Genomic DNA, 21721 nt, shown 5'->3' on the forward strand with positions numbered 1-21721 from the left:
CAGGCCGACCTCCGGTCGCTGCCGGTCGCTCGCCGTTACTTGTCCGTCAGCTCCTCGATGTGGGCCAGGTGCATCCGCAGGGTCGGCAGCAGCGCCTTCGCGGTGTCGCGGACCTCGCCCTCCGGACCGTGTTTCGCATAGTCGTCGAAGAGCGCCACCGTCTGCTGGTGGCCGGTCAGTTGCGTCGAGAGATACGCCTGATCGAAGTCCGCGTCGGAGGCCGCCTTCAGCGCATCGAGCTTCTACTTGTGCTCGTCGTCGAGACCCTGCGGAAGGGATATGCCGTCGGCCATTGCGACCTCTCGCATCTTCGATCCCGCCGCCTGATGATCGGTGACCATCTGCTGTGCGAATTCCTGCGCCTCCGGATCCTTTCCGCGTTGAAGCACCAGCTTGCCGGCCTCGACCTCGAAGAGGTTGGCGGTCGCGGCCTTGGTCACGAAGCCCTCCGCCGTCTGGCGGGCAGGATCGTCCTGGGCCAGCGCCGCGCTGCCGCATAGAAGCAGCGCGAGGATCATTGTCGGTGTTTTCATGATATAGTTCTCCTTCCGCGGACCGAACCAGACGATCCGGTCATTGTTCCGCCGACTGTGGCGGCGCAATGCGTGGGGGAACCGGAGGGATCGGAGCCACATTTGTCGCTTGCTTTCCATGATCGGCCGGTCCTTCCGCCGACCGACGCCAGAACGAAAGGGGAAACAGGATGAACACCGCCAATCCGCAGCTCGAAGGCCTCTACCTGGCCCTATCTGCTCTCTGCGACCTGCTGGTCGAAAAGGGTGCGGTCGAACGCGAGGAATTGCACGACGCCTTGCAGAAGGCGGAAAGATCCGCCGTCGCCGGGAGCCATGTCGACGGAGATACGGATTCGCGCCGCAAGGCGATCGCTTTTCCGATCCATTTCCTTCTTCATGCGAGCAAGTGCACGGCACGCGGCGAGGTCCCGAGCTTTCACGAGCTCACCCGCGAGATCGGGCGCGGCGGCTGAGGAGCCCGGGACCGGGTTCCAAAAGCGGGAACATGGCCTGGCACTCGTTGTTCGGCCGAATGGGTACCGGCGGTCCCTCGACCGGAACGGATCGGCCGGGCCGCGCAACCAGTGGAAAGGAGTGTCCGTATGCCTCTCACCCTGATCTGCCCTGCCTTTGCCGAGGGCGAGAAGATCCCCGACAAATATGCCCGCCGCGGCGAAAACATCATGCCGCCGCTGAAATGGAGCGGGGTGCCCGAGGGAACCCGCAGCTTCGTGTTGATCATCGAGGATCCCGATGCCCCGAGCGGCACGTTCCATCATCTCGGCATGTTCAACATTCCGGCCGACTGGCTTTCCCTGCAGGAGAGCGCCGATACCGCGCCCGGCCGGCATCCGCGCTTTGTCGCCAACGACTTCGGCCATGCCCGTTATGACGGGCCGCAACCCCCGGCGGGCCACGGCGTCCACCGCTATTTCTTCCGGCTCGCCGCGCTCGACGTGCCGACGCTGTCGCCGATGGGTACGGCGAAGGCGGGCGAGCTCTGGCGGGAGGCGAAGAAGCACGCGCTCGCCGAGGCGAGCGTGATGGGCACCTACGAAACCGCCGGCTGAGGCTCGCCGTCTCCGCTTCTCAGGCGCCGCCGAAGCGGCCGAGACCGATCTCCGAAAGCTTTCCGTCCTTCCTCAGGACGAAGAGCACGTCGAGCTGCCGGGAAAGGGCGAATGCGACGCCCTTCTTCTCGCCGAGCACCATCAGCGCGGTCGCCAGCGCATCGGCTTCCATGCAGGTGCGGGCGAGCACGGTGACGGAGGCGACGGGGTTCGTCACCGGCCGGCCTTCAGACGGATCGATGGTATGCGAGACCGTCTCGCCGTTCACTTCGGCGAAGTGGCGGTAATCGCCGGAGGTGGCGATCGCGCCGTCTTCGAGCGTCATCACGCCGAGGATGTCGCGGTTCTGCCGGTCGGGCCGTTCGACGGCGACCGACCAGGGTTCGCGCCCCGGCTTTTCTCCACGCGCCCGCATCTCTCCATCAATGCCGACGAGGTAGGAGGTGATACCGAAGCGATCGAGGCAGCGCGCCATTTCGTCGACGCCGAAGCCCTTGGCGATACCGCAGAGATCGAGCGTGAGCGGCGCGAGCTTGCGCACACGCGAGGCGGCGGCATCGAGCTCCAGAATCTCGCCGGTGTCCGGCCGCTGGTTGGAAATGGGGGACCCGGCCGCATCGTTTGCCTGCCGCCCGCCCGGCCCGAAGCCCCAGGCGCTGACGGCATCGCCGACGCCGATGTCGAAGGCACCGCCGGAGAGCTTGCCGATGTGGAGCGCCGTCTTCAGGACCTCGAACATCTCCGGCGGGACCTCGACCCATTCACCGACCGGCACGTGGTTGAGGCGGGAGAGGTCGGACTGGGACTTCCAGTTCGACATCTGCCGGTCGACGGCGTCGACGGCCGCAAACAGGGCCGCGGGCAGGGCGGGATCGACGCGGTCCGGGCCGTAGAAAATCGCCGAATAGCGCGTTCCCATCGTCGTGCCGTTCAGGACGTGGCGGCGGGGGGCGTCCGCTGCGATCGCGTCAGTAGACGTCTTCGACATAGAGGCCTTGCTCCTTGAGGGTCCCGACGTCGAGGCCGAGGGGGTGGAGGACCTTTTCGAGCGCCGCCACGACGCCCTGGGCCATGTCGCGACCGCCGCAGACCATGACCTGCGCGCCGCGGGAAATCATGTGGCGCAATACGTCTGCGTCGGCCGTCAGCTTGTGCTGGACATAGGCGCGTTCTTCGCTGCGGGAGAAGGCGGTCCGCACGCCGGAGAGACGGCGGTCGGTGAGCCAGGTCCGCAGGTCCTCGCGGTAGAGGAAGTCGGAATTCGGGCTGCGTCCGCCGAAGTAGAGGTGGATCGGACGGCGACCGCTGTTGTTGCGGATGAAGCCGGTGAGCGGACCGATGCCGGTGCCGGCGCCGATCAGGATCAGCGGCTGCTTGCCGCGGCGCGGTCGGAAGGCAGGGTTCGGCTTGACGAAGGCTTCGATGGCATCGCCGGGCGTCAGGCCATGAAGGTAGCCGGAGCAGAGACCGCCGGGCTGCTTGCGCACGCAGATCTCCAGCACGCCGTCCCGCGCCGAACTCGCGAGCGAATAGAAGCGCGGAAGGTCGCTTCCGGGCGGCAGGATGCCGACCAGATCACCGGCATGAAAACGCGGCAGGGACGGGCGGAAAAGGCGGGCGACCAGCCCATTTCTCTCGCCTTCGGCTGCAGCGAAGCGCAGCACCGAGGTCGGGGCCTGCACTTCGGTGCCGTAGTCGACGCGCTCGACGAGGACCATGCGCGCCGTCTTCGGGCGGGCGGCGACGTGGACGAGCGAAAGCGGCGTGCCGATGCGCTGGCCGATCTCTTCGCCCCAGCGGGCGAATTCCTGCACCGACTGGCGATCGATCGTCGCGAACGGGGCGAACTGATGCCAGCCCCTGGCGACGATTGCTTCCTCGACCTCGCGGCCGAAGCCGCAGAAGCGCGGAAACTGGCGGTCGCCGAAGCCGAGAACGGCGACGGGAAACTGCGGCGCCGTCGGGATTGTCGAGAGCTTGTCGAGGAACTGGCGGGCCGAGGCGGGGGCGGCGCCGTCGCCATAGGTGGCGGCCAGAACGAACATGCGTTCGGCGTGCTTGTAGGACTTGGCGAGGTCGTTCATGGCGCCGGTATGGACCTTGTGACCGGCGGCAGTGAGCGCCTCGTGCAGGGTCTTGGCGAAACCCCAGGTCGTGTTGCCCTCGCTGCCGACCAGGATCACCGTGTCGGCCGACTGGGCGCCGTGATTATCGGCGATCCTCGGGGTCGCGGCACGCCGCCGCCACCAGATCAGCACGCCGGTTGCGGCAAAGAAGGGAACTGCGAGCGCCGAGGGGCCGAGGAGCAGGGCGAACCACCAGAGGCCCTGGCCGGTGTGCAGCATGAAGACTGTCTCGTAGACCGACTTCACCATGCCGTTCGGCATGTAGTTCATGAGTTCGCCCGTCGCCTGGTCGACATAGCCCATGCCGTCGGCCGTCGTCAGGGTGAAGGCATCGTTCAGGTCACCCTGATAGGGAAAGCGCAGCTCCCGGAGATTGTCGAGGCTCGTCGCCTTGAACGGGGCGATGTCGCCGATCGCCATGGCTTCCGTGCCGGCCACGGCGTCCGGGAAATCCGGTTCCGCGTCCGAGCCGTCGGAGATCATGCCGAAGGTCGCGAGCGACATGTAGAGACCGGTCAGGGCAGAAACGGTGAGGCCGGGGAGGGCGAGGCGGCCGAGTTCGGCGTGCCAGCGCCTGATGCCGTCGCCGCGGATCGGCGAGAAGAGCTTGCGCCAACCGCCGAGACGGTTCGCAAGGAGCATGATGCCGGTGAGGCTCAGCAGCAGCATCGCCGCCGCACCGACGCCGGCGATCACACGGCCGGTATTGCCGGCGAAGAAGCTGCGGTGCAGCTGGGTCACGGTCCGGGCGAAATCCGAGGGTGCATAGGGCTCGATCTTGTCACCCGTCGTCGGGTCGACGACATCGGCACCCGGAGCGTCGCCCTCGAAATAGTAGACGACGAGGGCGCCGGAGGGCTTGCGCTCGATGCGCTCGACGCCCGGATATTTCTCCGCCACCGCCTCGGCCAGGGTCGCGACGCTGACCCCGGCCGGGGAGCCGGTCGACTGGGCTTGCTCCCATGCGGGAAGGATGGCCAGCATCGCGCCCGTCGCGGCGATGACGGTAACGACGAGGGCGACGATCAGGCCGGGGATGGAATGGAGGTGGCGGAGCATTGCGAGACTTTCCGGTCCGTTACATGTCGTAGGTGAAGGCTTTCACGTAGCCGCGGCCCTTGACGGGCTTGCCGGCCCCGGCAGAGGTCAGCGGCACGGTCACGTCGGAGGGGTTCTCGCGCATGTCCTCGACGGCGGTATCGATGTGGATCTCGTAGCCGGCGTCGATCAGCGTGTCGGCGAGGTCGAGCGTGATCCCGAGCGTCTGGCCGCTGCCGACGCTTGCGCCGGTGATGCCGTCGATCTCGGAGCGGTTGCCGCCGCTCAGCCGGCGCCAGTCGGTCAGGTGGCGGTAGTACTTGGACTTGCCGCCGGCCATCCACAGCGTGCCGGCGTATTGGCCGGAGGCGTCGGTTACGTAGATGACGACATAGGCGCCGTCGCCGCCGTAGCTCTTGAGCTGCGTCTTGAAGGTAACCTGGCGGGCCTCCGCCACGGCGGGGGCCGCGACGACGGCGGCGAGGGCAAGCGCGGATGCAATCTTGTTCATGTCTTGTCTCCAGTGATGGATCGTGAAGGGGTGATGGCATGTGCCGGCCGCGGGCAGGGGATGCCCGTTCCGCGAACCACCGAGGTGGTCCGCCGGCCGAAGAGATAGAAAAGGGGAGCGGCTCGTTACTGGATGATGACCTTCGGCCTTGCGCCGTTCTTGAAGAGGCCGTTCGCCGGGGGGCTCGCCTTGATCGGCGTCGGAGTGATCTCGCCGTCGGTCGTTCTGCGCCGTGCGTCGTGATCGTCGTCCTCCTCTTCGCGATCGCCGTCATGGCGCTCGCGCTTGTGGTCGTGGAAGCTCTCCTCCTCCATTTCCACGATGTCGAGCGTCGAGGGATTGACCTTCACCTCGATCTGCCGGCCGGAGGCGTCGGTCGCGAAGATCTGGTAGCATCCGTCGTCCGTGCGGATCTTGCGGACGGTCCAGCCGCGCTCTTCCGCCATCTTCTGGATGACGTTCCGCGGCTGCCAGTCGGCCATGGGCACATCGCAGTCGTCGTCCGCAAGCGCGATGCCGCCGAGACCGGCATAGAGCAGGGCGGCTGCAAGGGCGTGATATTTCATTCTCGGTGTCCTCTGACTATTGTCTGGCCGGACCATGCATGGTCATCCTGACAGCGACCTGAAAGGCGGAAAGATTTTCTTTCAGCTTGTTGTCAGCTTTGGCTGATAGCGCGTTCATGTAAATATCACGATGGGAAAAGGGCCGGGAATCGTGCGCGTGCTGCTGGTGGAGGATGACGGTGGGCTGGGTGCCGCGGTGCGCGACCAGATCGCCGCCGACGGACATGTCGTCGACTGGGCGCGGCGACTCGATCTTGCGGAGGACTACCTGCGCACGACCGGTTACGACCTGATCCTCCTCGACCTGATGCTGCCGGACGGACGGGGCATTCCCTTCCTGCGGGCACGGCGGGGCGGCGGTGACGCGACGCCGGTCATCATCCTGACCGCGCTCGACCAGATCTCCGACCGCATCGAAGGGCTCGACGCCGGCGCCGACGACTATCTGGTGAAACCCTTCGACCTCAGCGAACTCTCGGCTCGCGTGAAGGCGGTGGCACGCCGCTATACCGGAAACCCCAATCCGCTCGTCGCGGTCGGTGAACTCCAGGTGGATCTCGCTGCCCGCAGCGTGACCCGCCAGGGCAAGCCCGTGCCGCTGACGGCCCGCGAATGGGTGCTTTTCGAGGCCTTTCTCCAGCATCCGGGCATGCTGCTGTCCAAGCCGCAACTCGAGGAGCGTCTCTATTCCTTCGACGACGAGATCGAAAGCAATGCCATCGAAGTCTATGTGAGCCGGCTTCGCCGCAAGCTCGGGCATGACGTGGTCGAGACCGTGCGCGGCATGGGCTACCGGTTGCGCCAGTCATGAGGAAGAGGGCGAGCCTTCAACGACATCTGGCGATCGGGCTGGCGATCGGCGTGAGTGTCATGTGGATTGCCGCGACGGCCGCCGCGGCGCTCATCGTGCGTGCGGAGCTCGACGAGGTCTTCGACAGCGCGATGCAGGAAACCGCCCAGCGCATCCTGCCGCTCGCCGTGATCGACATCATCAGCCAGGGCGAGGAACGTCCGACGCAACGGATTCTCTCGATCCGCAAGCATGACGAGCACCTGAACTACGTCGTGCGCGACGAAAAGGGCAACGTCCTGATGCGCTCCCATGACGCGGAGCTCAACATCTTCCCGCCCTTCGAGAAGACCGGCTTCACGACCACGGAGACGCACCGGCTCTATTCGGAGGCAGCCGTACGCGGCACCGTCACCATCACCATCGCCGAACCTCTCGACGACCGTCGCAAGGCGACGCTCGATGCGGCGATGGCGCTCGCACTGCCGCTCGGCGTCCTGATCCCGGCAAGTTTCGTCGGCGTATGGTGGCTGGTCAGGCGCAGCATGCGCCCCGTCCATGTCTTCGGCGACCAGATCGAACGGCGCGGCAGCGGCGATCTGACCCCCGTCGACACGGCGTCGCTGCCGCGCGAGATCACCCCGATCGCGGACGGCGTCAACCGGCTGATGGAACGGCTGCGGCGAGCGCTCGAGGCGGAGCGGATCTTCACCGCGAACAGCGCACACGAGCTGCGCACGCCGATCGCCGCCGCCCTTGCGCAGACCCAGCGGCTGGTCGCCGAGGCGCCGCGCGGTCCGTTGCAGGACCGCGCGAGGGACATCGAGGGTGCGTTGCATTCACTCGCGCGTCTCGGGGAAAAGCTGATGCAGCTCGCCAAGGCGGAGGGCGGCGGGCTTATCGCCGCGAAACCCCACAACCTGGTGCCCATCCTCTCGCTCGTCGCCAACGACTTCACCCGTGCGGCGGCGACGGCCGACCGGCTCGATCTCCGGCTGCCGAAGGAGCCGGTGATGTCGCGGATGGATGCGGATGTCTTCGCGATCCTCGCCCGCAATCTCATCGAAAACGGCATGAAGCACGCCCCCGCCGGAACCCGCGTCGCGGTGTCGCTGACGTCGGAACGGGTGTTTTCCGTCAGCAATGCCGGGCCGCCGGTCGCCCCGGAGGTGCTGAAGACGCTGACGCGGCGCTTCGCGCGTGGCGAAACCTCGGCCGACGGAACGGGGCTCGGGCTGGCGATCGCGGAATCCATCGCCGCCGGCGCTGGCGCGCGGCTCGAACTGCTGTCGCCGGCAAGCGGCCGGAAGGACGGCTTCGAGGCGAGGGTCTATCTGGACCAGGGCCAGGCGTAGGCTCCGAACCTCACAGCAAAAGGCCCTGCGCCCCGTCGATCCAGAGCGGCGTACCGGTGATGTGGCGCGCCCTGTCCGACGACAGGAAGACGATCGCGTCAGCGACATCCCCGCTGGTGCCCGGTCGGCCCTCGCTCAGCGGCACCTTGCCCTCGGGATATTCGACGGGAAATGCGGTCTCTTCCGGATGGCGTATCGAGGTGTTCTCCTCGATGCTGGTCGCAATGGCGCCGGGGCAGACGACGTTCACCCGGATGTGGTGGCGTGCCAGCTCGAGCGCCGTCTGCTGGACGATGGCGACCTGGGCCGCCTTGGTGGCGGTATAGGCCGAGGCGCCCGGCGAGCTGAAGGTGCGCGTGCCGTTGATCGAGGAGACCACGACGATCGCGCCGCCGCCGTTCGCCTTCATGTGCGGCACGCAGAAATGCAGGGTCAGATAGGTGCCGCGGAGGTTCACGGCGATCGTGCGGTCGAATTCCGGCGGCTGGAGTTCGTCGATCGGCGCCCAGACGCCGTTGATGCCGGCATTGGCGACGACCACATGCGGAGGGCCGAGGCGGTCAACGAGATCCACCACGGCTGCGCGCATCTGGTCCTCGTCCGAAACGTCGGCGACGAGCGCCACGGCACGCCCGCCACGCCGTTCGATCTCCTCCTCGACGTCCTCGAGCTCGTCCCTGGTCCTGCCGAGGAGCCCGACGGATGCCCCGAGTCCGGCGAATTGCAGGGCGGTCGCCCTGCCGATGCCCGAGCCGGCTCCCGTCACCAGAACGGTCTTTCCCTGAAAATCCATCATCGTGCTCCTGCCGATTCCGCCATCCCACGCCGTGCCGCCAACTGGCGGCGCCGGCGCGGCGAGGGTTGAACCCGGATCGCCGTCGGAAGGTTCCTCGCGATTGGTCGGCCAGGGGCGTCTTTCCGCGATTGTCCTCTCTGCAATTTCAGGCTACGCTAAAATAGCTCGGACCTTTCGTGAGCCAGTGTCGTTTAACCTTCATAGACGGGAGGAGCAGATGACCCATCACGTTGACAATCGCCAGGTACACGTACCCGGCAAGAAGCCAGTCTATGACGTTTCCGAATACTGCCGGCGCAACGGCATCGACAAGTCCGAAGCCCGCAAGTTGATGAAGGCACTCGGACAATTCGCCACCCACCACGAGTTGACGATGAACGCCGTAGCCCGCCCGCCGAAATACCGGTGAACGCCGGGAGCATCACATTCGTGGAAGGCGTGTGTCAGAGTGCGTCGAGTTCGGCGCGGTGCCGCTGCATCGCACGGAACCGGGCGAAGTCCCGTTCGTAGAGCGAGCGGGTTGCAGTGTTGGGACGCAGCACCGTGAAGGGGCGGCCCATCGCAGTGCCCGCCTCCGCCAATGTCGTGAACAGACCTCCGGCCGCTGCCGCATTCATCGCCGTACCGAGAAGGACGGCGTCCTCGCTTTGCGTCACCGCGATCTCGAGCCGGGTGACGTCGGCATAGAGTTCGACGAGAAGCGGGTTCTTCACATGCCCGCCCGTCAGGTGCAGCCGTTCCGGCCGGAAGCCACTCGCCTGAAGCGTCTCCAGGATCTGGCGTAGGCCGAGCGCGATCGCCACGCAAGCGCGCCAGTAGATCCGGCATAGGCCGTCGAAGGAGGCATCGAGGGTCAGCCCGGCGATCGTGCCTGTCAGCCGGTCGTCTGCGAAGGGTGATCGGTTGCCGTGAAAATCGGGGAGAATGTTGATCCGCTCGCCGAAGGCCGGGCCTTCCGTCGCCCGCAGCTCGATGATCCTCCCGATCACCCGTTGGTGGGCGGCCGCCGTTGCGCCGCCGCCCTCGGCATGTGCAAGCAATAGATGGCCGAGCAATCCGCCGGTCGCCGACTGCCCCGCCTCGATCAGCCACTGGCCCGGAAAGATCGCCTCGAAATAGGGGCCCCATATGCTGCGCCCGAAGAGCGGGGACGGCGCGAAGCCGACGAGACAGCTCGACGTGCCGGCGATCAGCGCGGCCTGCCGCGACAGTTCTCCGGGCTCCGCCGCCACCGGGCCGAGGACGCCGAGGGCGCCGGCATAGGCGTCCACCATGCCGGCGGCGACAGCGATGCCGGGATCGAGGCCCAGCTCCGCGGCGGCCCAGGGCGAGAGTGTGCCGACTGGACGGCCGACGGGAACGCCTTCTTCCGACAGTCCGCCGCGGGCGACGAGATCGTCGAGGCCGATCGCCGAGAGGAAGTCCGGCTGCCAGCCCTTGCCCTCATGGGCGAGATAGTTCCATTTTGCCGTCAACGTACAGAGCGAACGGGCAGGGGAGCCGGTCGCCCGCCAGGTGAGGAAGTCCGCGAGGTCGAAGAAGAGCCCGGCGCTCGCCCAGAGATCCGGCTTCTGCCGTTTCAGCCACATCAGCTTGGGTAGCTGCATCTCCGGCGACATGACCTCGCCGCAATGGGCGAGCGCCGGATGGCCGGTGCGGGTACATTCCTCCGCCTCGGCCGAGGCCCGGTGATCGAGCCAGGACATGGTGTCGAAGGTGACGCCACCTTCCTCGGCCAGCGCGATTTTCGAACCGTTTTCCGCGCGCAGCACCAGCGAGCAGGTCGCGTCGAAGCCGACCGCTGCAACTTGTTCGGCCGCTATGCCGGAGGCGGCGAGTGCCTCGCGCACGGCCTTGCAGCTCACCTGCCAGATGTCTTCGGAATCGTGTTCGCCGCGCTCGGCACCCGGCCGGCGGAGTAGGATCGGGTACTCGCGCCGCGCCAGAAGATTTCCCGCCGCGTCGAAGACACCGGCCCGCGCGCTGGCGGTCCCCACGTCGACCGCAATCACGTGATCGCGCATTCTGGCCCGCTTCCGTCCCTATTCTTTTGCGACAAGGTGGATCAAATCGGCCATGGCGTCAAACACGGCGTCGGGTGCCAGAGCGTCGAGGGCGGCACGGTGGGATGCGAAATGCGTATGCGAGCCGCCGGTGAAGGCAAAGACGGTCATGCCGGCCGCCTTGGCCGCCTCGATGCCGGCCGGGCTGTCCTCGATCACGATGCAGTCTGAGGGCGTGCGGCCCATTCGCTCGGCGGCATGGAGGAAGAGGTCCGGTGCGGGCTTGCCGCGGGTGACCATCGCTGCGCTGAAGATGTTCGGGTCGAACCGGTCGATCAGTCCGGTGACGGTGAGCGACAGGCGGACGCGCTCCATGTGGCTCGAGGAGGCGACGCACCAGCCGATGCCTTGGGCCTGCAGCGCCTCCAGGGCCTCGATGACACCGGGGATCGGGCGAAGATCTGCCCTGAAACGGGCAAAGAGATCGTGGCGCAGGCGTTCGAGGAAAGCCTCGTCCATGTCGAGGCCGAACTCCTCGCGGGCAGCGGCGATGACGGTGGAGAGGCTCCGTCCGAGAAAGCGGCGATAGGCGCCGGCCTCGTCGATCAATACGCCGGCGCGCGCGAAGGAGGCAACGAGCACCTCGATCGAAATCGGCTCGCTGTCGACGAGGACGCCGTCGCAGTCGAAGATGACGAGCCTCTTCTCCGGGGCCATCGGGTCTCCTCTTTCGTTTCAGGCAAGCTTACCGTCGAGATATTTCTGGAGGGTTGCGGCGGTTCCGTTTTGCCGGAGGCTGGCGAGCGCTTCCGTGAAGCGGAGGACGAAACGCGGATTTGTCCCGACCTCGCCGAAGATGTCGCCGAGGTCGAGGAAGGTCTTCGGGTCCAACTGCGAGGCGCGTGCGGCCGCCTGGAGCCGCTCGGCATTGACGTCATTGAAGACGATCGCCTTGCCACTGTCCGAAACACCCTCGAAATACCGGCACCAGAGGGCCGAGACGAGGGCGAGGCCGACGACGTCGAGCCCCTTCGCCAGACGGTCGGCGGTCGAGGGCAGGATGAATTTCGGCTGGCGGTTCGATCCGTCCTGGGCGAGCCGCGGGATGGTGTCGCCGATCTTCGGATTGGCGAAACGGCGCTCGATCAGCGCATAGTAGTCGGCGAGACTGGTGCCCGGCACCGGCGGCACGACGGGGATGATCTCCTCGTTTTCGAGCTTGGCGAGGAAGCCGCGGATCAGCGGGTTTTCCATCGCCTCGTGGACGTAATGGATGTCCATGAGCGCTGCGGGATAGGCGATCGCCGCATGGCCGCCGTTCAGGATGCGAAGTTTCATCAGCTCGTAAGGGGCGACATCCGGCACGAAGGTGACGCCCACCTCTTCCAGCGCCGGGCGCCCGAGCGGGAACCTGTCCTCCAGCACCCACTGCTTGAACTCCTCGCAGAAGACCGGCCAGCCGTCTTCGATGCCGTAGGTGTCGCGGGCGATCGCAATCTCCCGTTCGCCGGTCGCCGGCGTGATCCGGTCGACCATCGCATTCGGGAAGGCGACGTTTTCGTGGATCCAGTGGGCGAAATCGGGGTCGGAGAGGGCGGCGAGCCCGCAGACGGTCGCCTCCGTCACCTCGCCGTTTCCGGGAATGTTGTCGCAGCACATGACGGTGAACGGCGAAAGCCCCGCCGCACGGCGGGCCTTGAGCCCGGCGATGATGAGGCCGAACACGGTCTTCGGATGATCGGGATCAGCGGCGTCGGCGGTGATCGCGGGATGGGCGGGGTCGAACTTGCCGGTCGCCGGGTCGATGAAGTAGCCGCCCTCGGTGATCGTCAGCGAGACGATGCGGATCGCAGGATCAGCGAGCGTCGCGACGATCCGGTCGAAGTCGGGCGCCGTGATGATGTCCACCATCGGGCCGGTGACGGTCGCGGCGGAGCGGGCGACATCCTGCTCGACCACGGTGGTCAGATAGTCCTGCGCCTTCAAAGTGTCCCGCATCTTTTGATCCGACGGCATCACACCCGCGCCGATGATCGCCCAGTCGAGATCGCGTCCGCGATTGAAGAGCTCGTGGAGGTAGACCGCCATGTGGGCGCGGTGGAAATTGCCGACCCCGAAATGCACGATGCCGGCCTTGAGGCTCGCCCTGTCATAGGCGGGAACCGAGGCCCTCGCGGCGATGGCGGGCAGATTGGCGAGCGAGAGTTTGAAGGTCATGGGGAAGTCCTCGAATTGACGTGCCGGCCGATCGCTCAGCTCATCCAGTTGCCGCCGTCGACATTGTAGGTCTGGGCGACGATGTAGTCGGCCTCGGGTGTGGCGAGGAAGATCGCCATGCCGGTCAGGTCTTCGGCGCGCCCCATCCGCCCGAAGGGCACGGCCTCTCCGACCAGCTTCTTCTTCTCGCCCTGCGGGCGGTTCTCGTATTTCGCAAAAAGGGCGTCGACGCCGTCCCAGTGCTCGCCGTCGACGACGCCGGGGGCGATCGCGTTGACGTTGATGCCGTGCTTGATGAGGTCGAGCCCGGCCGACTGCGTCAGCGAGATGACCGCGGCCTTGGTGGCGCAATAGACGGCGACGAGCGCCTCGCCACGGCGGCCGGCCTGGCTTGCCATGTTGATGATCTTGCCGCCCTTTCCTCTGGCGATCATCGACTTTGCCGCCGCCTGCAGCATGAAGAGAGTGCCGGCGACGTTGATCGAGAAGAGCCGGTCGAAGCTTTGCCGGCTGATCTCGACGATCGGCGCGAGGTCGAAGAGGGCGGCGTTGTTGACGAGAATGTCGAGGTCGCCGGCGCGATCCTCGACGGCCTTCACCGCAGCATCGATGGAGGCCTGGTCGGTCACATCGAGGCGGATGGCATAGGCGGCGGGGCCGATCTCTTCGGCCGTGCGCGTCGCCCGGTCAAGGTCGATATCCGCAATCGCGACGGTCGCCCCTTCGCGGACATAGGCCTCGGCGAAGGCGCGGCCGATGCCGCGGGCCGAGCCGGTGATCAGGGCGGATTTGCCTTGCAGTCGTCCCGTCATAGGGCAAGTCCCTTCTCGTTGAACTTGTGGAGATGGCCGGGCTCGGGTGTAACGAAGACCTCGTCGCCATGGCGGACCGGCACGTCGCCGCCGGTGCGGGTGGTGAGCGTGCCGATGCCCGGAACGTCGACATGCAGGAAGGTGTCGGACCCGAGATGCTCGGCCACCGTGACCTTGCCCTTCCAGTGGCCCGTCTCTGTCGAAAGGGTGAGGTGTTCCGGGCGGATGCCGATCGTATGCGCGCCTTCATCGGTCGCCGTCCGGCCGGAGATCAGGTTCATCTTCGGCGAGCCGATGAAGCCGGCGACGAAGATGTTCGCGGGGCGGCGGTAGAGGTCGAGCGGAGAGCCGACCTGTTCGATGCGGCCCTTGTTGAGCACGACAATCTTGTCGGCCATGGTCATCGCCTCGACCTGGTCGTGGGTGACGTAGATCGAGGTGGCGCCGAGCTTGTGGTGGAGCTCGGTGATTTCAAGCCGCATGGCGACGCGCAGCGCCGCATCGAGGTTGGAGAGCGGCTCGTCGAAGAGAAAGCAGCGCGGCGAACGGACGATCGCCCGGCCGATCGCCACGCGCTGGCGCTGGCCGCCGGAAAGCTGGCCGGGCTTGCGGTCCAGATAGTCGCCGAGATTGAGGATGCGTGCGGCGTCCTCGACCTTGCGGACGATCTCCGCCGGGTCCATCTTTGCCATCTTCAGCGGGAAGCCGATATTGGAGCGCACGCTCATGTGCGGATAGAGGGCGTAGGACTGAAAGACCATGGCGAGCCCCCGCTGGGCCGGCGGCGTTGCTGTCTCGTCCTTGCCGTCGATCAGGATCCTGCCGCCGCTTGCGTCCTCCAGCCCGGCGATCAGGCGCAGCAGCGTGGACTTGCCGCAGCCCGACGGGCCGACGAAGACGACGAACTCGCCATCGTTGATTTCGAGGTCGATCGAGGGGATGACCGCGTGCTCGCCGAAAGATTTGGAGAGCTGTTCCAGTCTGATGCTTCCCATGATGGTCGTTCCTTACTTGACGGCGCCGAAGGTGAGCCCGCGCACCAGTTGCTTCTGGCTGAACCAGCCGAGGATGACGATCGGCGCGATGGCGAGCGTCGAGGCGGCCGAGAGCTTGGCCCAGAACAGGCCTTGCGGGCTCGAGAAGGAGGCGATGAAGGCGGTGAGCGGCGCGGCGTTGGTGGTGGTCAGCCGGATGGTCCAGAAGGACTCGTTCCAGGCGAGAATGATGTTGAGGAGCAGCGTCGAGGCGATGCCGGGAACTGCCATGGGCGTGAGGACGTAGACGATTTCGCCGAAGAGCGTCGCTCCGTCCATGCGGGCGGCTTCGAGGATCTCGCCGGGGATTTCCCGGAAATAGGTGTAGAGCATCCAGACGACGATCGGCAGGTTGATCAGCATCAGCATGACGGTGAGGCCGATGCGGGTATCGAGCAGGCCGATATCCCGGAAGAGGAGATAGATCGGGACGAGGACGGCGACGGCCGGCATCATCTTGGTGGAAAGCATCCACATCAGGATGTCTTTGGTCCGCTTCGTCGGCGAGAAGGCCATCGCCCAGGCGGCGGGAATGCCGACGAGAAGGGCAAGCAGCGTCGAGCCGACCGAAAGCACGACCGAATTCATGAAGGGCTTCAGGTAGTCGCGCTGGGTCTGGACCGTCACGTAGCTTTCGAGCGTGAAGGAGGGCACGAGGTCAAAACCCTGGATCGCCTCGGTCTCGGTCTTCAGGCTGGTGATGATCGTGTAGAGGATCGGGAAGAAGATCAGCAGCGCGACGGCCCAGGCCAGCGCGGTGACGGCGATCTTGCGGCGGGTGGTGATGCTGCGTGCCATGGTCGTCTCCTCAGCGGTCGAGATTCTTGCCGACGGCGCGCATCAGGAAGAAGGCGACGACGTTGGCGAGTACGACGGCGATGATGCCCCCGGCCGAGGCGCCGCCGACGTCGTAGCCGAGGAGCGCGGTGCGGTAGATCAGGAAGGCGAGATTGGTGGAAGCGTAGCCCGGCCCGCCGTTCGTTGTGACCAGGATTTCCGCGTAGACGCCGAGCAGGAAGATCGTCTGGATCAGGATGACGACCGTGATCGCGCGGGCGAGATGCGGCAGTGTCAGATAGACGAACTGGTTCAGCGCATTCGCGCCGTCCATTTCGGCGGCCTCCTTCTGCTCGGCATCCATCGACTGGAGCGCGGTGAGCAGGATGAGGGTGGCAAACGGCAGCCACTGCCAGGCGACGATGATGATGATCGACACCAGCGGATATTGCGCGAACCAGTCGACCGGCGTGAGCCCGAGCGTCCGGTTGATGTCGGCGAGCACGCCGTAGCCCGGATGCATGATCATGTTCTTCCAGACGAGGGCTGCGACCGGCGGCATCACGAAGAAGGGCGAGATGACCATGATCCGCACCAGCCCTTGTCCGAAGATCGGCTGGTCGAGCAGAAGCGCGACCGCGATCCCGCCGACGACGGTGACGAGGAGCACGCCACCGACGATCAGGAGCGTGTTCCAGAGCGACTGGAAGAAGGCCGGGTCGGTATAGAAATAGCGGTAGTTGAAGAGCCCCGCGAAGCTGACATTGGCCGGGTTCAGGAGATTGTAGTTCTGGAACGAGAACCAGAGCGTCATCGCCAGCGGCACGATCATCCAGATCAGCAGGAGCCCGACCGACGGCGCCATCATCATGCGCGCCAGTCCTCGTGTGTTTTCCGTTGCCATGGCGTAGTCACCCTGTTGTTTGCCTAGTTACGGGTCGTGCATTCGCAGATGGTGCCGCAGATATTGGGAGCGATGCATCATCAGCTTCCGTCATGCCGGACTTGATCCGGCATCCAGCCGGCTCGTGTCTGCGAGCCGAGAAGAGTCTCTTGCGATCACGGACTTGATCGCGCTGGATCCCGGCTCAAGGCCGGGATGACGGAAGACAAGCATCTCCCGTCATCCGTGATGGCGTCTTCCGCCTCGCGAGGGAAAACGATGCCGATGTCCGCACCGCCCGGACCGCAGTCCGGGCGGCGTTGCTCTCGGGAGGTCGAGTTACTTGATGTATCCGGCGCGGGTCATCTCGCGTTCGGAGATGCTCTGCGCCTGGGCGAGCGCGTCATCCACCGACATCTGGCCGGCAAGGGCTGCCGAGAAGAGCTGTCCGACCGAGGTGCCGAGGCTCTGGAATTCGGGGATCGCCACGAACTGGACGCCGACATAGGGCACCGGCTTGACGCTCGGGTTCTTCGGGTCAGCCGCGTTGATGGAGTCGAGCGTCATCTTCGCGAAAGGCGCCGCCTTCTGGTATTCCGGGTTCTCGTAGAGCGAGGTGCGGGTGCCGGGGGGAACGTTCGCCCAGCCTTCCTTGGCCGCGACGAGTTCGAGATAGCCCTTGCCGGTCGCCCAGGCGATGAATTTTTCCGCGGCTTCCGCCTTCTGCGAGCCCGCCGGGATCGCGAGGTTCCAGGCCCAGAGCCAGTTGCCGCGCTTGCCGAGACCGGTATCCGGGGCGAGCGCGAAGCCGACCTTGTCGGCGACGGTCGAATCCTTCGGATTGGTAACGAAGGATGCAGCGACCGTGGCGTCGATCCACATGCCGCACTTGCCCTGCTGGAAGAGGGCGAGGTTTTCATTGAAGCCGTTCGAGGAGGCGCCCTGCGGGCCCGCGTCGTTCATCAGCTTGACGTAGAAGTCGAGTGTGTTTTTCCATTCCGGCTGGTCGAACTGCGGCTTCCAGTTCTCATCGAACCAGCGGGCGCCGAAGGCGTTGGCGGTCGCGGTCAGGAAGGCCATGTTCTCGCCCCAGCCGGCCTTGCCGCGCAGGCAGATGCCGTTGATGCCGTTCTCGCGATCCGTCATCTTGCGGGCTGCATCGGCGACGAAGTCCCAGGTCGGGGCGTCGGGCATGGTGAGCCCGGCCTTTTCCATCAGGTCCTTGCGGTACATGACCATCGAGCTTTCGCCGTAGAAGGGCGCGGCATAAAGCTTGCCGTCGTCGCCGGTGAGGCCCGAGCGGATCGCCGGCAGCAGGTCGTTGACGTCATAGTCCGCGCCGAGATTGTCGAGCGGCAGCAGCCAGCCCTGCTTGGCCCAGATCGGAACCTCGTAGGTGCCGATGGTCATGATGTCGTACTGGCCGCCCTTGGTGGCGATGTCGGTCGTCACGCGCTCGCGCAGCACGTTTTCCTCGAGCGTGACCCACTCGACCTTGATGTCGGGGTTCTTGCTGGTGAAATCGTCCGTCAGCCCCTGCATGCGGATCATGTCGCCGTTGTTCACGGTCGCGATCGTCAGCGTCTCGGCCGAGGCGATCCCGGCGAGAGCAAGGGCCGAGCAGGCGCCCAGCAACAAGGTCTTCAATGTCATGTCTTCCTCCCAAAATGAGCATTTGCGCTGTTGATGGGCAAATACTCACTTTGGTGACGAAAAATGTCAATGCAGATTCCATGCTGCAGTGCCGCACGGATCGGCCAACCCGTTGTCGGGACATGAGGATTTTTCTTGCTGGCGTGCGTGATGGGTGCCCGGAGAAGGTGCTCGCCGCCTGTCGGTATGGTTCAGGTGGCGAGCTGCGTCCCGAAGATCTGAAGGATGACCGTCAGCGTCAGCACGGTCACCAGCAGCGAAAGAATGATCGCGACGGAGGTCTCCTCGCCGAAATAGCCGTAGCGGTTGGCGAACACATAGGCACCCGCGCCGATCGGCTGGGCCGCCATGACGACAGCGGTCGCAAACCAGATGTCGACGCCAGTCCCGACCAGGGCGAGCAACACGACCAGCGTGACGACGGGCTGCAGCACGATCTTGATGAGGGCGGTCGGGCCGACCCAGCCGAGCTTGGCGGAAAGCGCCTTTCTGGAGATTGGAATGCGGGCGAGCCCGAGGCCGAGGGCAAAGAGGGCGGTCGACCCGGCCGCATTCGCGAGGAACTGGGTGAACGACACGGCGACGCCCGGCAGGGGGATGCGCAGGAGCGCGAAGGCCGCGCCCGCGAGCACCGCCAGCGTGAGCGGGTTCTTCAGCGTCGTCGTCAGGGCGCGCTTCAGGCTGGTGAGCAGCCCGACATTCGTCCGGCCGGCGATGTCATGGGTGACGATCACGGTCATGATCGCCGGAATATTGTGGAGGATGGTGGCGATCGCCGCCGGCACCGCCGCCTGCGGGCCGAAGGCGGCGACGAGGATCGGGATGCCCATATAGCCGGTCGTTCCGTAGCACGACGCCATGCCGACGAGGGAGGATTGCGGCAAGCGGACACCGCGCGTCCAGGCAAGCACGTTGCCGGCGACGTAGGCCGCGGCGATGCCGGCGAGGGTGGCGAGCACGAAGCGCCACTGCGCGAGGTCGTTCGGGTCGGCACGCGCGACCGCGAGGAAGAGCAGCGCCGGAAGCGCGATGTAGAGGACGTATTCGTTGATCAGCTTTTCGGCTTCCGCGCTGAACTGGTTCCGGCGACCGAAGAGGTAGCCGACCAGAATGACGAGGAAGACCGGGATGACGATCTCAATCATGCAACTCATGCCTTTTGCGGTTCGTCGGAAACCGGCCGCCGCGACGATGCGACGGCCGGATGAAGCGGGCGGTCATGCGGCGACCGGCCGGGCGCCGCGGGTGTCGAGGAATTGCCGGGCCATGTCGTAGACCCGGTCGGAGAACAACACGTCGTCGTCATAGAAGGTCTCGACCATCCGGCGCAGCGCGCGGTACTCGAAGGCCTTCCTCACGGTGACCTCGTGCATCAGCCCTTCGAGATGGTCGCGGAAACCGGCGGCCATCTCCGAAATGCTCCCCTGGTCGTTGACGCCGAGGTCGTGGAAGAGCCGCTCGAGCGTCGGCATGTGCAGGCCGATCCGGTTCAGGAAGTAGCGCGACGCGCTGCTCGCACCGAGATAGTCGGGAATGTTGGTCACCCCCATGTTCTCGCAGTCGACGATGTGGCCACTCGCCGGGCGGAAGAGGCTTGGCACCAGGAGGAAGGTCTCCTCGGCCAGCCGTGCCGTTTCCGAAACGGTCTCGTCGTTGAGGTCGCCGCCGGTGATGTGGATGTTCTTCTCGGCGAAGATCTTGCTCAGAAGCTCGATGGCCGGCAGGCCGGAGCGGTTGCCGAATTCGGCGAACCCGCCTTCGATCAGGTTGAAGCCGTGATAGATCGAGGCGAGCGCGTTCTGGAGGCCGAAACCCCTGTCGTTGTGGGCGTGCAGGCAGAAATTGGTGGCCGGATAGTCGTGGCGCAGGTTCGCTGCGAGCACCGCCATCGCCTCGGGATAGATCGTGCCGAGGGAATCGTTGATCCTGACCGTCTCGATCCCCAGGGCGCGCGACCGGTCGATCTGCCGCCGGATGCCGGCATAGGCGTCTTCGCCGATCTCGCCGCCGAAATTGTTGAGGAGGGAGACGCGAAGACTGTCGAAGCCGAGGCGGCGGAACCGGTCGACCGTCTTCTCGAACAGGCCGTGCTCGCTGTCATGGGTGATCATGCCGAAGCTGATCGTGACATGCTTGCGCAGCGCCTCGGGAAAACGCTCGAACTGCACCATCAGTGGTTCGAAGCAGTTGAGCAGCAGGATGAAGGAGAACTTCTGTCCGTCGATCGCATGCTCTCCTTCGAGCCTCGCCAACACGGCGGCGAGATCGTCCGGATCGTCCGGACCGCTTCCGAAGACCAGATCCCGCACGCCGGACTTCATGATGCTGCGGATCAACGGCAGCTTGTCGCCGGTCGGGATGGAGAACATGCAGCGTTCAGCCCCTTCGCGCAGGGTCTCGTCGAGCACGCCGTCAATGCTGAAGTTCGAAAAGCGCGGCTTGTGACCAGCCGGAAATGTCATTCCCATGATGGGCTCCTTGGCTATGTAACGTTCGGCGGTACGATTAGAACCATCCTCCCGCATGAAGGGTATTGCGCATTGCAGCATGACGAAAATGAATTATGCTGTGCCGATATGCGAAGGAGGCATTACGATGATCGATTTGCGCAGGCTGACGCTCGAACAGATCCGGGCTTTCGTCGCAGTCGCCGAACACCAGAGCTTCACGAACGCCGCACGGTCACGCATGCGGACGCAGACGGCGCTGACCCGGCAGATCAGAAGCATGGAGGACGCGCTCGGCGAGCGCCTGCTCAAGCGTTCGCGTGGCCATGTTGAAGGGCTCACCGACGCCGGCCAGCGGCTTCTGCCCTTCGCGCTGAAAATCCTTGCCACCGTCGACGATGCCTGGACGAGCCTGCAGCGGCCCTCGGTTTCCGGCCGCATCCGTGTCGGCATCATGGATGACATCGACGTCGGTTGGCTGAACGAGCTCGTCAGCCGCTTCCGCGCGAGCCATCCCGACTGCGACGTCCGCGCGGTCTCGGATTTCTCCGCCCGGCTGGAGCGCCGCCTGGAAAACCGCGAGATCGACATTGCGATCGTGAAGCAGCTCGCCCCGGCCGACGCCGCGCCTTCCGAAGGCGTTTTGCGGCGGGAGGCGCTGGTCTGGGCCGCCGGTCCGGGATTCCGCTCCGATCCGGATCGGCTCCTGCCGCTCGTCGTCTTCCATGAGGGATGCGCCTACCGGCGCCATCTCCTGGAGAGCCTGGAGGCCAAGGGCATCCGTTCGCAGGTGGTCTACGAAGGCCAGAGCTATGCGAATGTGCTTGCCGCGGTCCGGGCCGGCTTCGGCATCACCGCGCTCGCGGAGAGCCAGGTCGAAGCGGGAGGGCTTCTGCGGCTGCAGAGGCTCGGCGACGTGGATCTGGCCGAACTCGGCACGGTCGAAATCGTGCTTCGCCAGGCGGCCGGGCGGTCGAACGCGGCCCTGAAGGCCTTCGCGCGGGCGATCGAGCTTCATATGCCGGAAGGCGCAGCCTCCGCCGTTTCCGGTTTTTCGCCTTCGGTTTCACAGTTCATCGGCCGTCCGGCTCCGGGCGGGCAGAGCCTCGTGCTGTAGCCGGCGCCGAC

General features: G+C 65.7%; 21 protein-coding genes and 1 pseudogene. 6 read left to right on the top strand and 16 right to left on the bottom strand.

Going from position 1 to position 21721, the window contains the following annotated elements; translation table 11 throughout:
- Positions 1–35: 35 nt before the first annotated feature.
- A pseudogene (locus EUU22_RS25765) lies at positions 36–653 on the bottom strand (DUF4142 domain-containing protein).
- A 50-nt stretch (positions 654–703) separates the two neighbouring features.
- On the opposite strand from EUU22_RS25765, the gene EUU22_RS00855 reads away from it, so the two are divergent.
- Complete coding sequence (locus EUU22_RS00855; protein ID WP_129330234.1) at positions 704–988, top strand: hypothetical protein; 285 nt, start codon at positions 704–706, stop codon at positions 986–988.
- Positions 989–1117: 129 nt separating this feature from the next.
- Entirely contained in the window at positions 1118–1585 is a 468-nt protein-coding gene (locus EUU22_RS00860) for a YbhB/YbcL family Raf kinase inhibitor-like protein (RefSeq protein ID WP_129330235.1), read from the top strand.
- A gap of 19 nt (positions 1586–1604) precedes the next feature.
- On the opposite strand, the gene EUU22_RS00865 is transcribed toward EUU22_RS00860, so the two are convergent.
- From EUU22_RS00865 to EUU22_RS00880, 4 genes are all read right to left on the bottom strand, one after another.
- Positions 1605–2573 (bottom strand): FAD:protein FMN transferase, encoded by a 969-nt coding sequence (locus EUU22_RS00865; RefSeq protein WP_129330236.1) that lies wholly within the window; start codon positions 2571–2573, stop codon positions 1605–1607.
- Entirely contained in the window at positions 2554–4770 is a 2217-nt protein-coding gene (locus tag EUU22_RS00870) for a PepSY domain-containing protein (protein ID WP_129330237.1), read from the bottom strand. The genes EUU22_RS00865 and EUU22_RS00870 overlap by 20 nt, the downstream gene beginning before the upstream one ends.
- A 19-nt stretch (positions 4771–4789) precedes the next feature.
- Positions 4790–5260 carry a DUF2271 domain-containing protein gene (locus EUU22_RS00875; protein ID WP_112690159.1) on the bottom strand — a complete coding sequence of 157 codons (471 nt, stop codon included), beginning with the start codon at positions 5258–5260 and terminating at the stop codon, positions 4790–4792.
- 125 nt (positions 5261–5385) lie between these two features.
- Positions 5386–5826, bottom strand: coding sequence for a PepSY domain-containing protein (locus EUU22_RS00880; protein WP_129330238.1), 441 nt, complete (start codon positions 5824–5826; stop codon positions 5386–5388).
- A 151-nt stretch (positions 5827–5977) separates the two neighbouring features.
- Between EUU22_RS00880 and EUU22_RS00885 the strand changes: the two genes are divergently transcribed.
- Both EUU22_RS00885 and EUU22_RS00890 read left to right on the top strand, forming a co-directional pair.
- Positions 5978–6637: a response regulator transcription factor gene (locus tag EUU22_RS00885; RefSeq protein WP_129330294.1), complete on the top strand. Its 660-nt coding sequence runs from the start codon at positions 5978–5980 to the stop codon at positions 6635–6637.
- Positions 6634–7971 (top strand): ATP-binding protein, encoded by a 1338-nt coding sequence (locus EUU22_RS00890; RefSeq protein ID WP_129330239.1) that lies wholly within the window; start codon positions 6634–6636, stop codon positions 7969–7971. Before EUU22_RS00885 ends, EUU22_RS00890 begins: the two co-directional genes overlap by 4 nt.
- A gap of 10 nt (positions 7972–7981) precedes the next feature.
- Here EUU22_RS00890 and EUU22_RS00895 read toward each other — a convergent pair whose 3' ends face one another.
- The gene (locus tag EUU22_RS00895) at positions 7982–8764 is read right to left on the bottom strand and encodes an SDR family oxidoreductase (protein WP_129330240.1); all 783 of its coding nucleotides are present in this window, start codon (positions 8762–8764) and stop codon (positions 7982–7984) included.
- Between the two features lie 220 nt (positions 8765–8984).
- Between EUU22_RS00895 and EUU22_RS00900 the strand changes: the two genes are divergently transcribed.
- Positions 8985–9176: a hypothetical protein gene (locus EUU22_RS00900; RefSeq protein WP_129330241.1), complete on the top strand. Its 192-nt coding sequence runs from the start codon at positions 8985–8987 to the stop codon at positions 9174–9176.
- A 34-nt stretch (positions 9177–9210) separates the two neighbouring features.
- Here the strand turns inward: EUU22_RS00900 and EUU22_RS00905 are convergent, their stop codons facing one another.
- The 10 genes from EUU22_RS00905 to EUU22_RS00950 all read right to left on the bottom strand — a co-directional run bounded on the left by EUU22_RS00905 (position 9211) and on the right by EUU22_RS00950 (position 20614).
- Positions 9211–10791: an FGGY-family carbohydrate kinase gene (locus EUU22_RS00905; RefSeq protein WP_129330242.1), complete on the bottom strand. Its 1581-nt coding sequence runs from the start codon at positions 10789–10791 to the stop codon at positions 9211–9213.
- Between the two features lie 18 nt (positions 10792–10809).
- Positions 10810–11487, bottom strand: a complete 678-nt coding sequence (locus EUU22_RS00910) for an HAD family hydrolase (RefSeq protein WP_129330243.1) — start codon at positions 11485–11487, stop codon at positions 10810–10812.
- Positions 11488–11505: 18 nt separating this feature from the next.
- Entirely contained in the window at positions 11506–12987 is a 1482-nt protein-coding gene (locus tag EUU22_RS00915; protein ID WP_129330244.1) for a mannitol dehydrogenase family protein, read from the bottom strand.
- A 35-nt stretch (positions 12988–13022) separates the two neighbouring features.
- A complete protein-coding gene (locus EUU22_RS00920) occupies positions 13023–13799 on the bottom strand; it encodes an L-iditol 2-dehydrogenase (RefSeq protein ID WP_129330245.1) in 777 nt (258 codons plus the stop codon).
- A complete protein-coding gene (locus EUU22_RS00925) occupies positions 13796–14794 on the bottom strand; it encodes an ABC transporter ATP-binding protein (RefSeq protein ID WP_129330246.1) in 999 nt (332 codons plus the stop codon). The genes EUU22_RS00920 and EUU22_RS00925 overlap by 4 nt, the downstream gene beginning before the upstream one ends.
- 12 nt (positions 14795–14806) lie before the next feature.
- Complete coding sequence (locus tag EUU22_RS00930; protein ID WP_129330247.1) at positions 14807–15631, bottom strand: carbohydrate ABC transporter permease; 825 nt, start codon at positions 15629–15631, stop codon at positions 14807–14809.
- 10 nt (positions 15632–15641) lie between these two features.
- Entirely contained in the window at positions 15642–16514 is an 873-nt protein-coding gene (locus EUU22_RS00935; RefSeq protein WP_129330248.1) for a carbohydrate ABC transporter permease, read from the bottom strand.
- Positions 16515–16832: 318 nt separating this feature from the next.
- Positions 16833–18146 carry an ABC transporter substrate-binding protein gene (locus EUU22_RS00940; protein WP_129330249.1) on the bottom strand — a complete coding sequence of 438 codons (1314 nt, stop codon included), beginning with the start codon at positions 18144–18146 and terminating at the stop codon, positions 16833–16835.
- A 191-nt stretch (positions 18147–18337) separates the two neighbouring features.
- Positions 18338–19291 (bottom strand): AEC family transporter, encoded by a 954-nt coding sequence (locus EUU22_RS00945; RefSeq protein ID WP_129330250.1) that lies wholly within the window; start codon positions 19289–19291, stop codon positions 18338–18340.
- Positions 19292–19363: 72 nt separating this feature from the next.
- Entirely contained in the window at positions 19364–20614 is a 1251-nt protein-coding gene (locus EUU22_RS00950) for a hydroxymethylglutaryl-CoA lyase-like TIM-barrel protein (RefSeq protein WP_205687813.1), read from the bottom strand.
- A gap of 127 nt (positions 20615–20741) precedes the next feature.
- Between EUU22_RS00950 and EUU22_RS00955 the strand changes: the two genes are divergently transcribed.
- On the top strand, positions 20742–21710 hold the full coding sequence (locus EUU22_RS00955; protein ID WP_165351024.1) for a LysR family transcriptional regulator: 969 nt from the start codon (positions 20742–20744) through the stop codon (positions 21708–21710).
- The last annotated feature ends 11 nt before the right edge of the window (positions 21711–21721 follow it).

The sequence above is a fragment of the Ciceribacter ferrooxidans genome (genome assembly GCF_004137355.1).
Lineage (GTDB): Bacteria > Pseudomonadota > Alphaproteobacteria > Rhizobiales > Rhizobiaceae > Allorhizobium > Allorhizobium ferrooxidans.

Bases quoted from the DNA above. Each gene is read 5' to 3' on its own strand.
- EUU22_RS00855 (WP_129330234.1), top strand. From the start codon at position 704: ATGAACACCGCCAATCCGCAGCTCGAAGGCCTCTACCTGGCCCTATCT.
- EUU22_RS00865 (WP_129330236.1), bottom strand. From the start codon at position 2,573: ATGTCGAAGACGTCTACTGACGCGATCGCAGCGGACGCCCCCCGCCGC.
- EUU22_RS00930 (WP_129330247.1), bottom strand. From the start codon at position 15,631: ATGGCACGCAGCATCACCACCCGCCGCAAGATCGCCGTCACCGCGCTG.
- EUU22_RS00920 (WP_129330245.1), bottom strand. From the start codon at position 13,799: ATGACGGGACGACTGCAAGGCAAATCCGCCCTGATCACCGGCTCGGCC.
- EUU22_RS00925 (WP_129330246.1), bottom strand. From the start codon at position 14,794: ATGGGAAGCATCAGACTGGAACAGCTCTCCAAATCTTTCGGCGAGCAC.
- EUU22_RS00860 (WP_129330235.1), top strand. From the start codon at position 1,118: ATGCCTCTCACCCTGATCTGCCCTGCCTTTGCCGAGGGCGAGAAGATC.
- EUU22_RS00915 (WP_129330244.1), bottom strand. From the start codon at position 12,987: ATGACCTTCAAACTCTCGCTCGCCAATCTGCCCGCCATCGCCGCGAGG.
- EUU22_RS00895 (WP_129330240.1), bottom strand. From the start codon at position 8,764: ATGGATTTTCAGGGAAAGACCGTTCTGGTGACGGGAGCCGGCTCGGGC.
- EUU22_RS00935 (WP_129330248.1), bottom strand. From the start codon at position 16,514: ATGGCAACGGAAAACACACGAGGACTGGCGCGCATGATGATGGCGCCG.
- EUU22_RS00880 (WP_129330238.1), bottom strand. From the start codon at position 5,826: ATGAAATATCACGCCCTTGCAGCCGCCCTGCTCTATGCCGGTCTCGGC.
- EUU22_RS00875 (WP_112690159.1), bottom strand. From the start codon at position 5,260: ATGAACAAGATTGCATCCGCGCTTGCCCTCGCCGCCGTCGTCGCGGCC.
- EUU22_RS00905 (WP_129330242.1), bottom strand. From the start codon at position 10,791: ATGCGCGATCACGTGATTGCGGTCGACGTGGGGACCGCCAGCGCGCGG.
- EUU22_RS00890 (WP_129330239.1), top strand. From the start codon at position 6,634: ATGAGGAAGAGGGCGAGCCTTCAACGACATCTGGCGATCGGGCTGGCG.
- EUU22_RS00900 (WP_129330241.1), top strand. From the start codon at position 8,985: ATGACCCATCACGTTGACAATCGCCAGGTACACGTACCCGGCAAGAAG.
- EUU22_RS00945 (WP_129330250.1), bottom strand. From the start codon at position 19,291: ATGATTGAGATCGTCATCCCGGTCTTCCTCGTCATTCTGGTCGGCTAC.
- EUU22_RS00950 (WP_205687813.1), bottom strand. From the start codon at position 20,614: ATGGGAATGACATTTCCGGCTGGTCACAAGCCGCGCTTTTCGAACTTC.
- EUU22_RS00955 (WP_165351024.1), top strand. From the start codon at position 20,742: ATGATCGATTTGCGCAGGCTGACGCTCGAACAGATCCGGGCTTTCGTC.
- EUU22_RS00870 (WP_129330237.1), bottom strand. From the start codon at position 4,770: ATGCTCCGCCACCTCCATTCCATCCCCGGCCTGATCGTCGCCCTCGTC.
- EUU22_RS00940 (WP_129330249.1), bottom strand. From the start codon at position 18,146: ATGACATTGAAGACCTTGTTGCTGGGCGCCTGCTCGGCCCTTGCTCTC.
- EUU22_RS00910 (WP_129330243.1), bottom strand. From the start codon at position 11,487: ATGGCCCCGGAGAAGAGGCTCGTCATCTTCGACTGCGACGGCGTCCTC.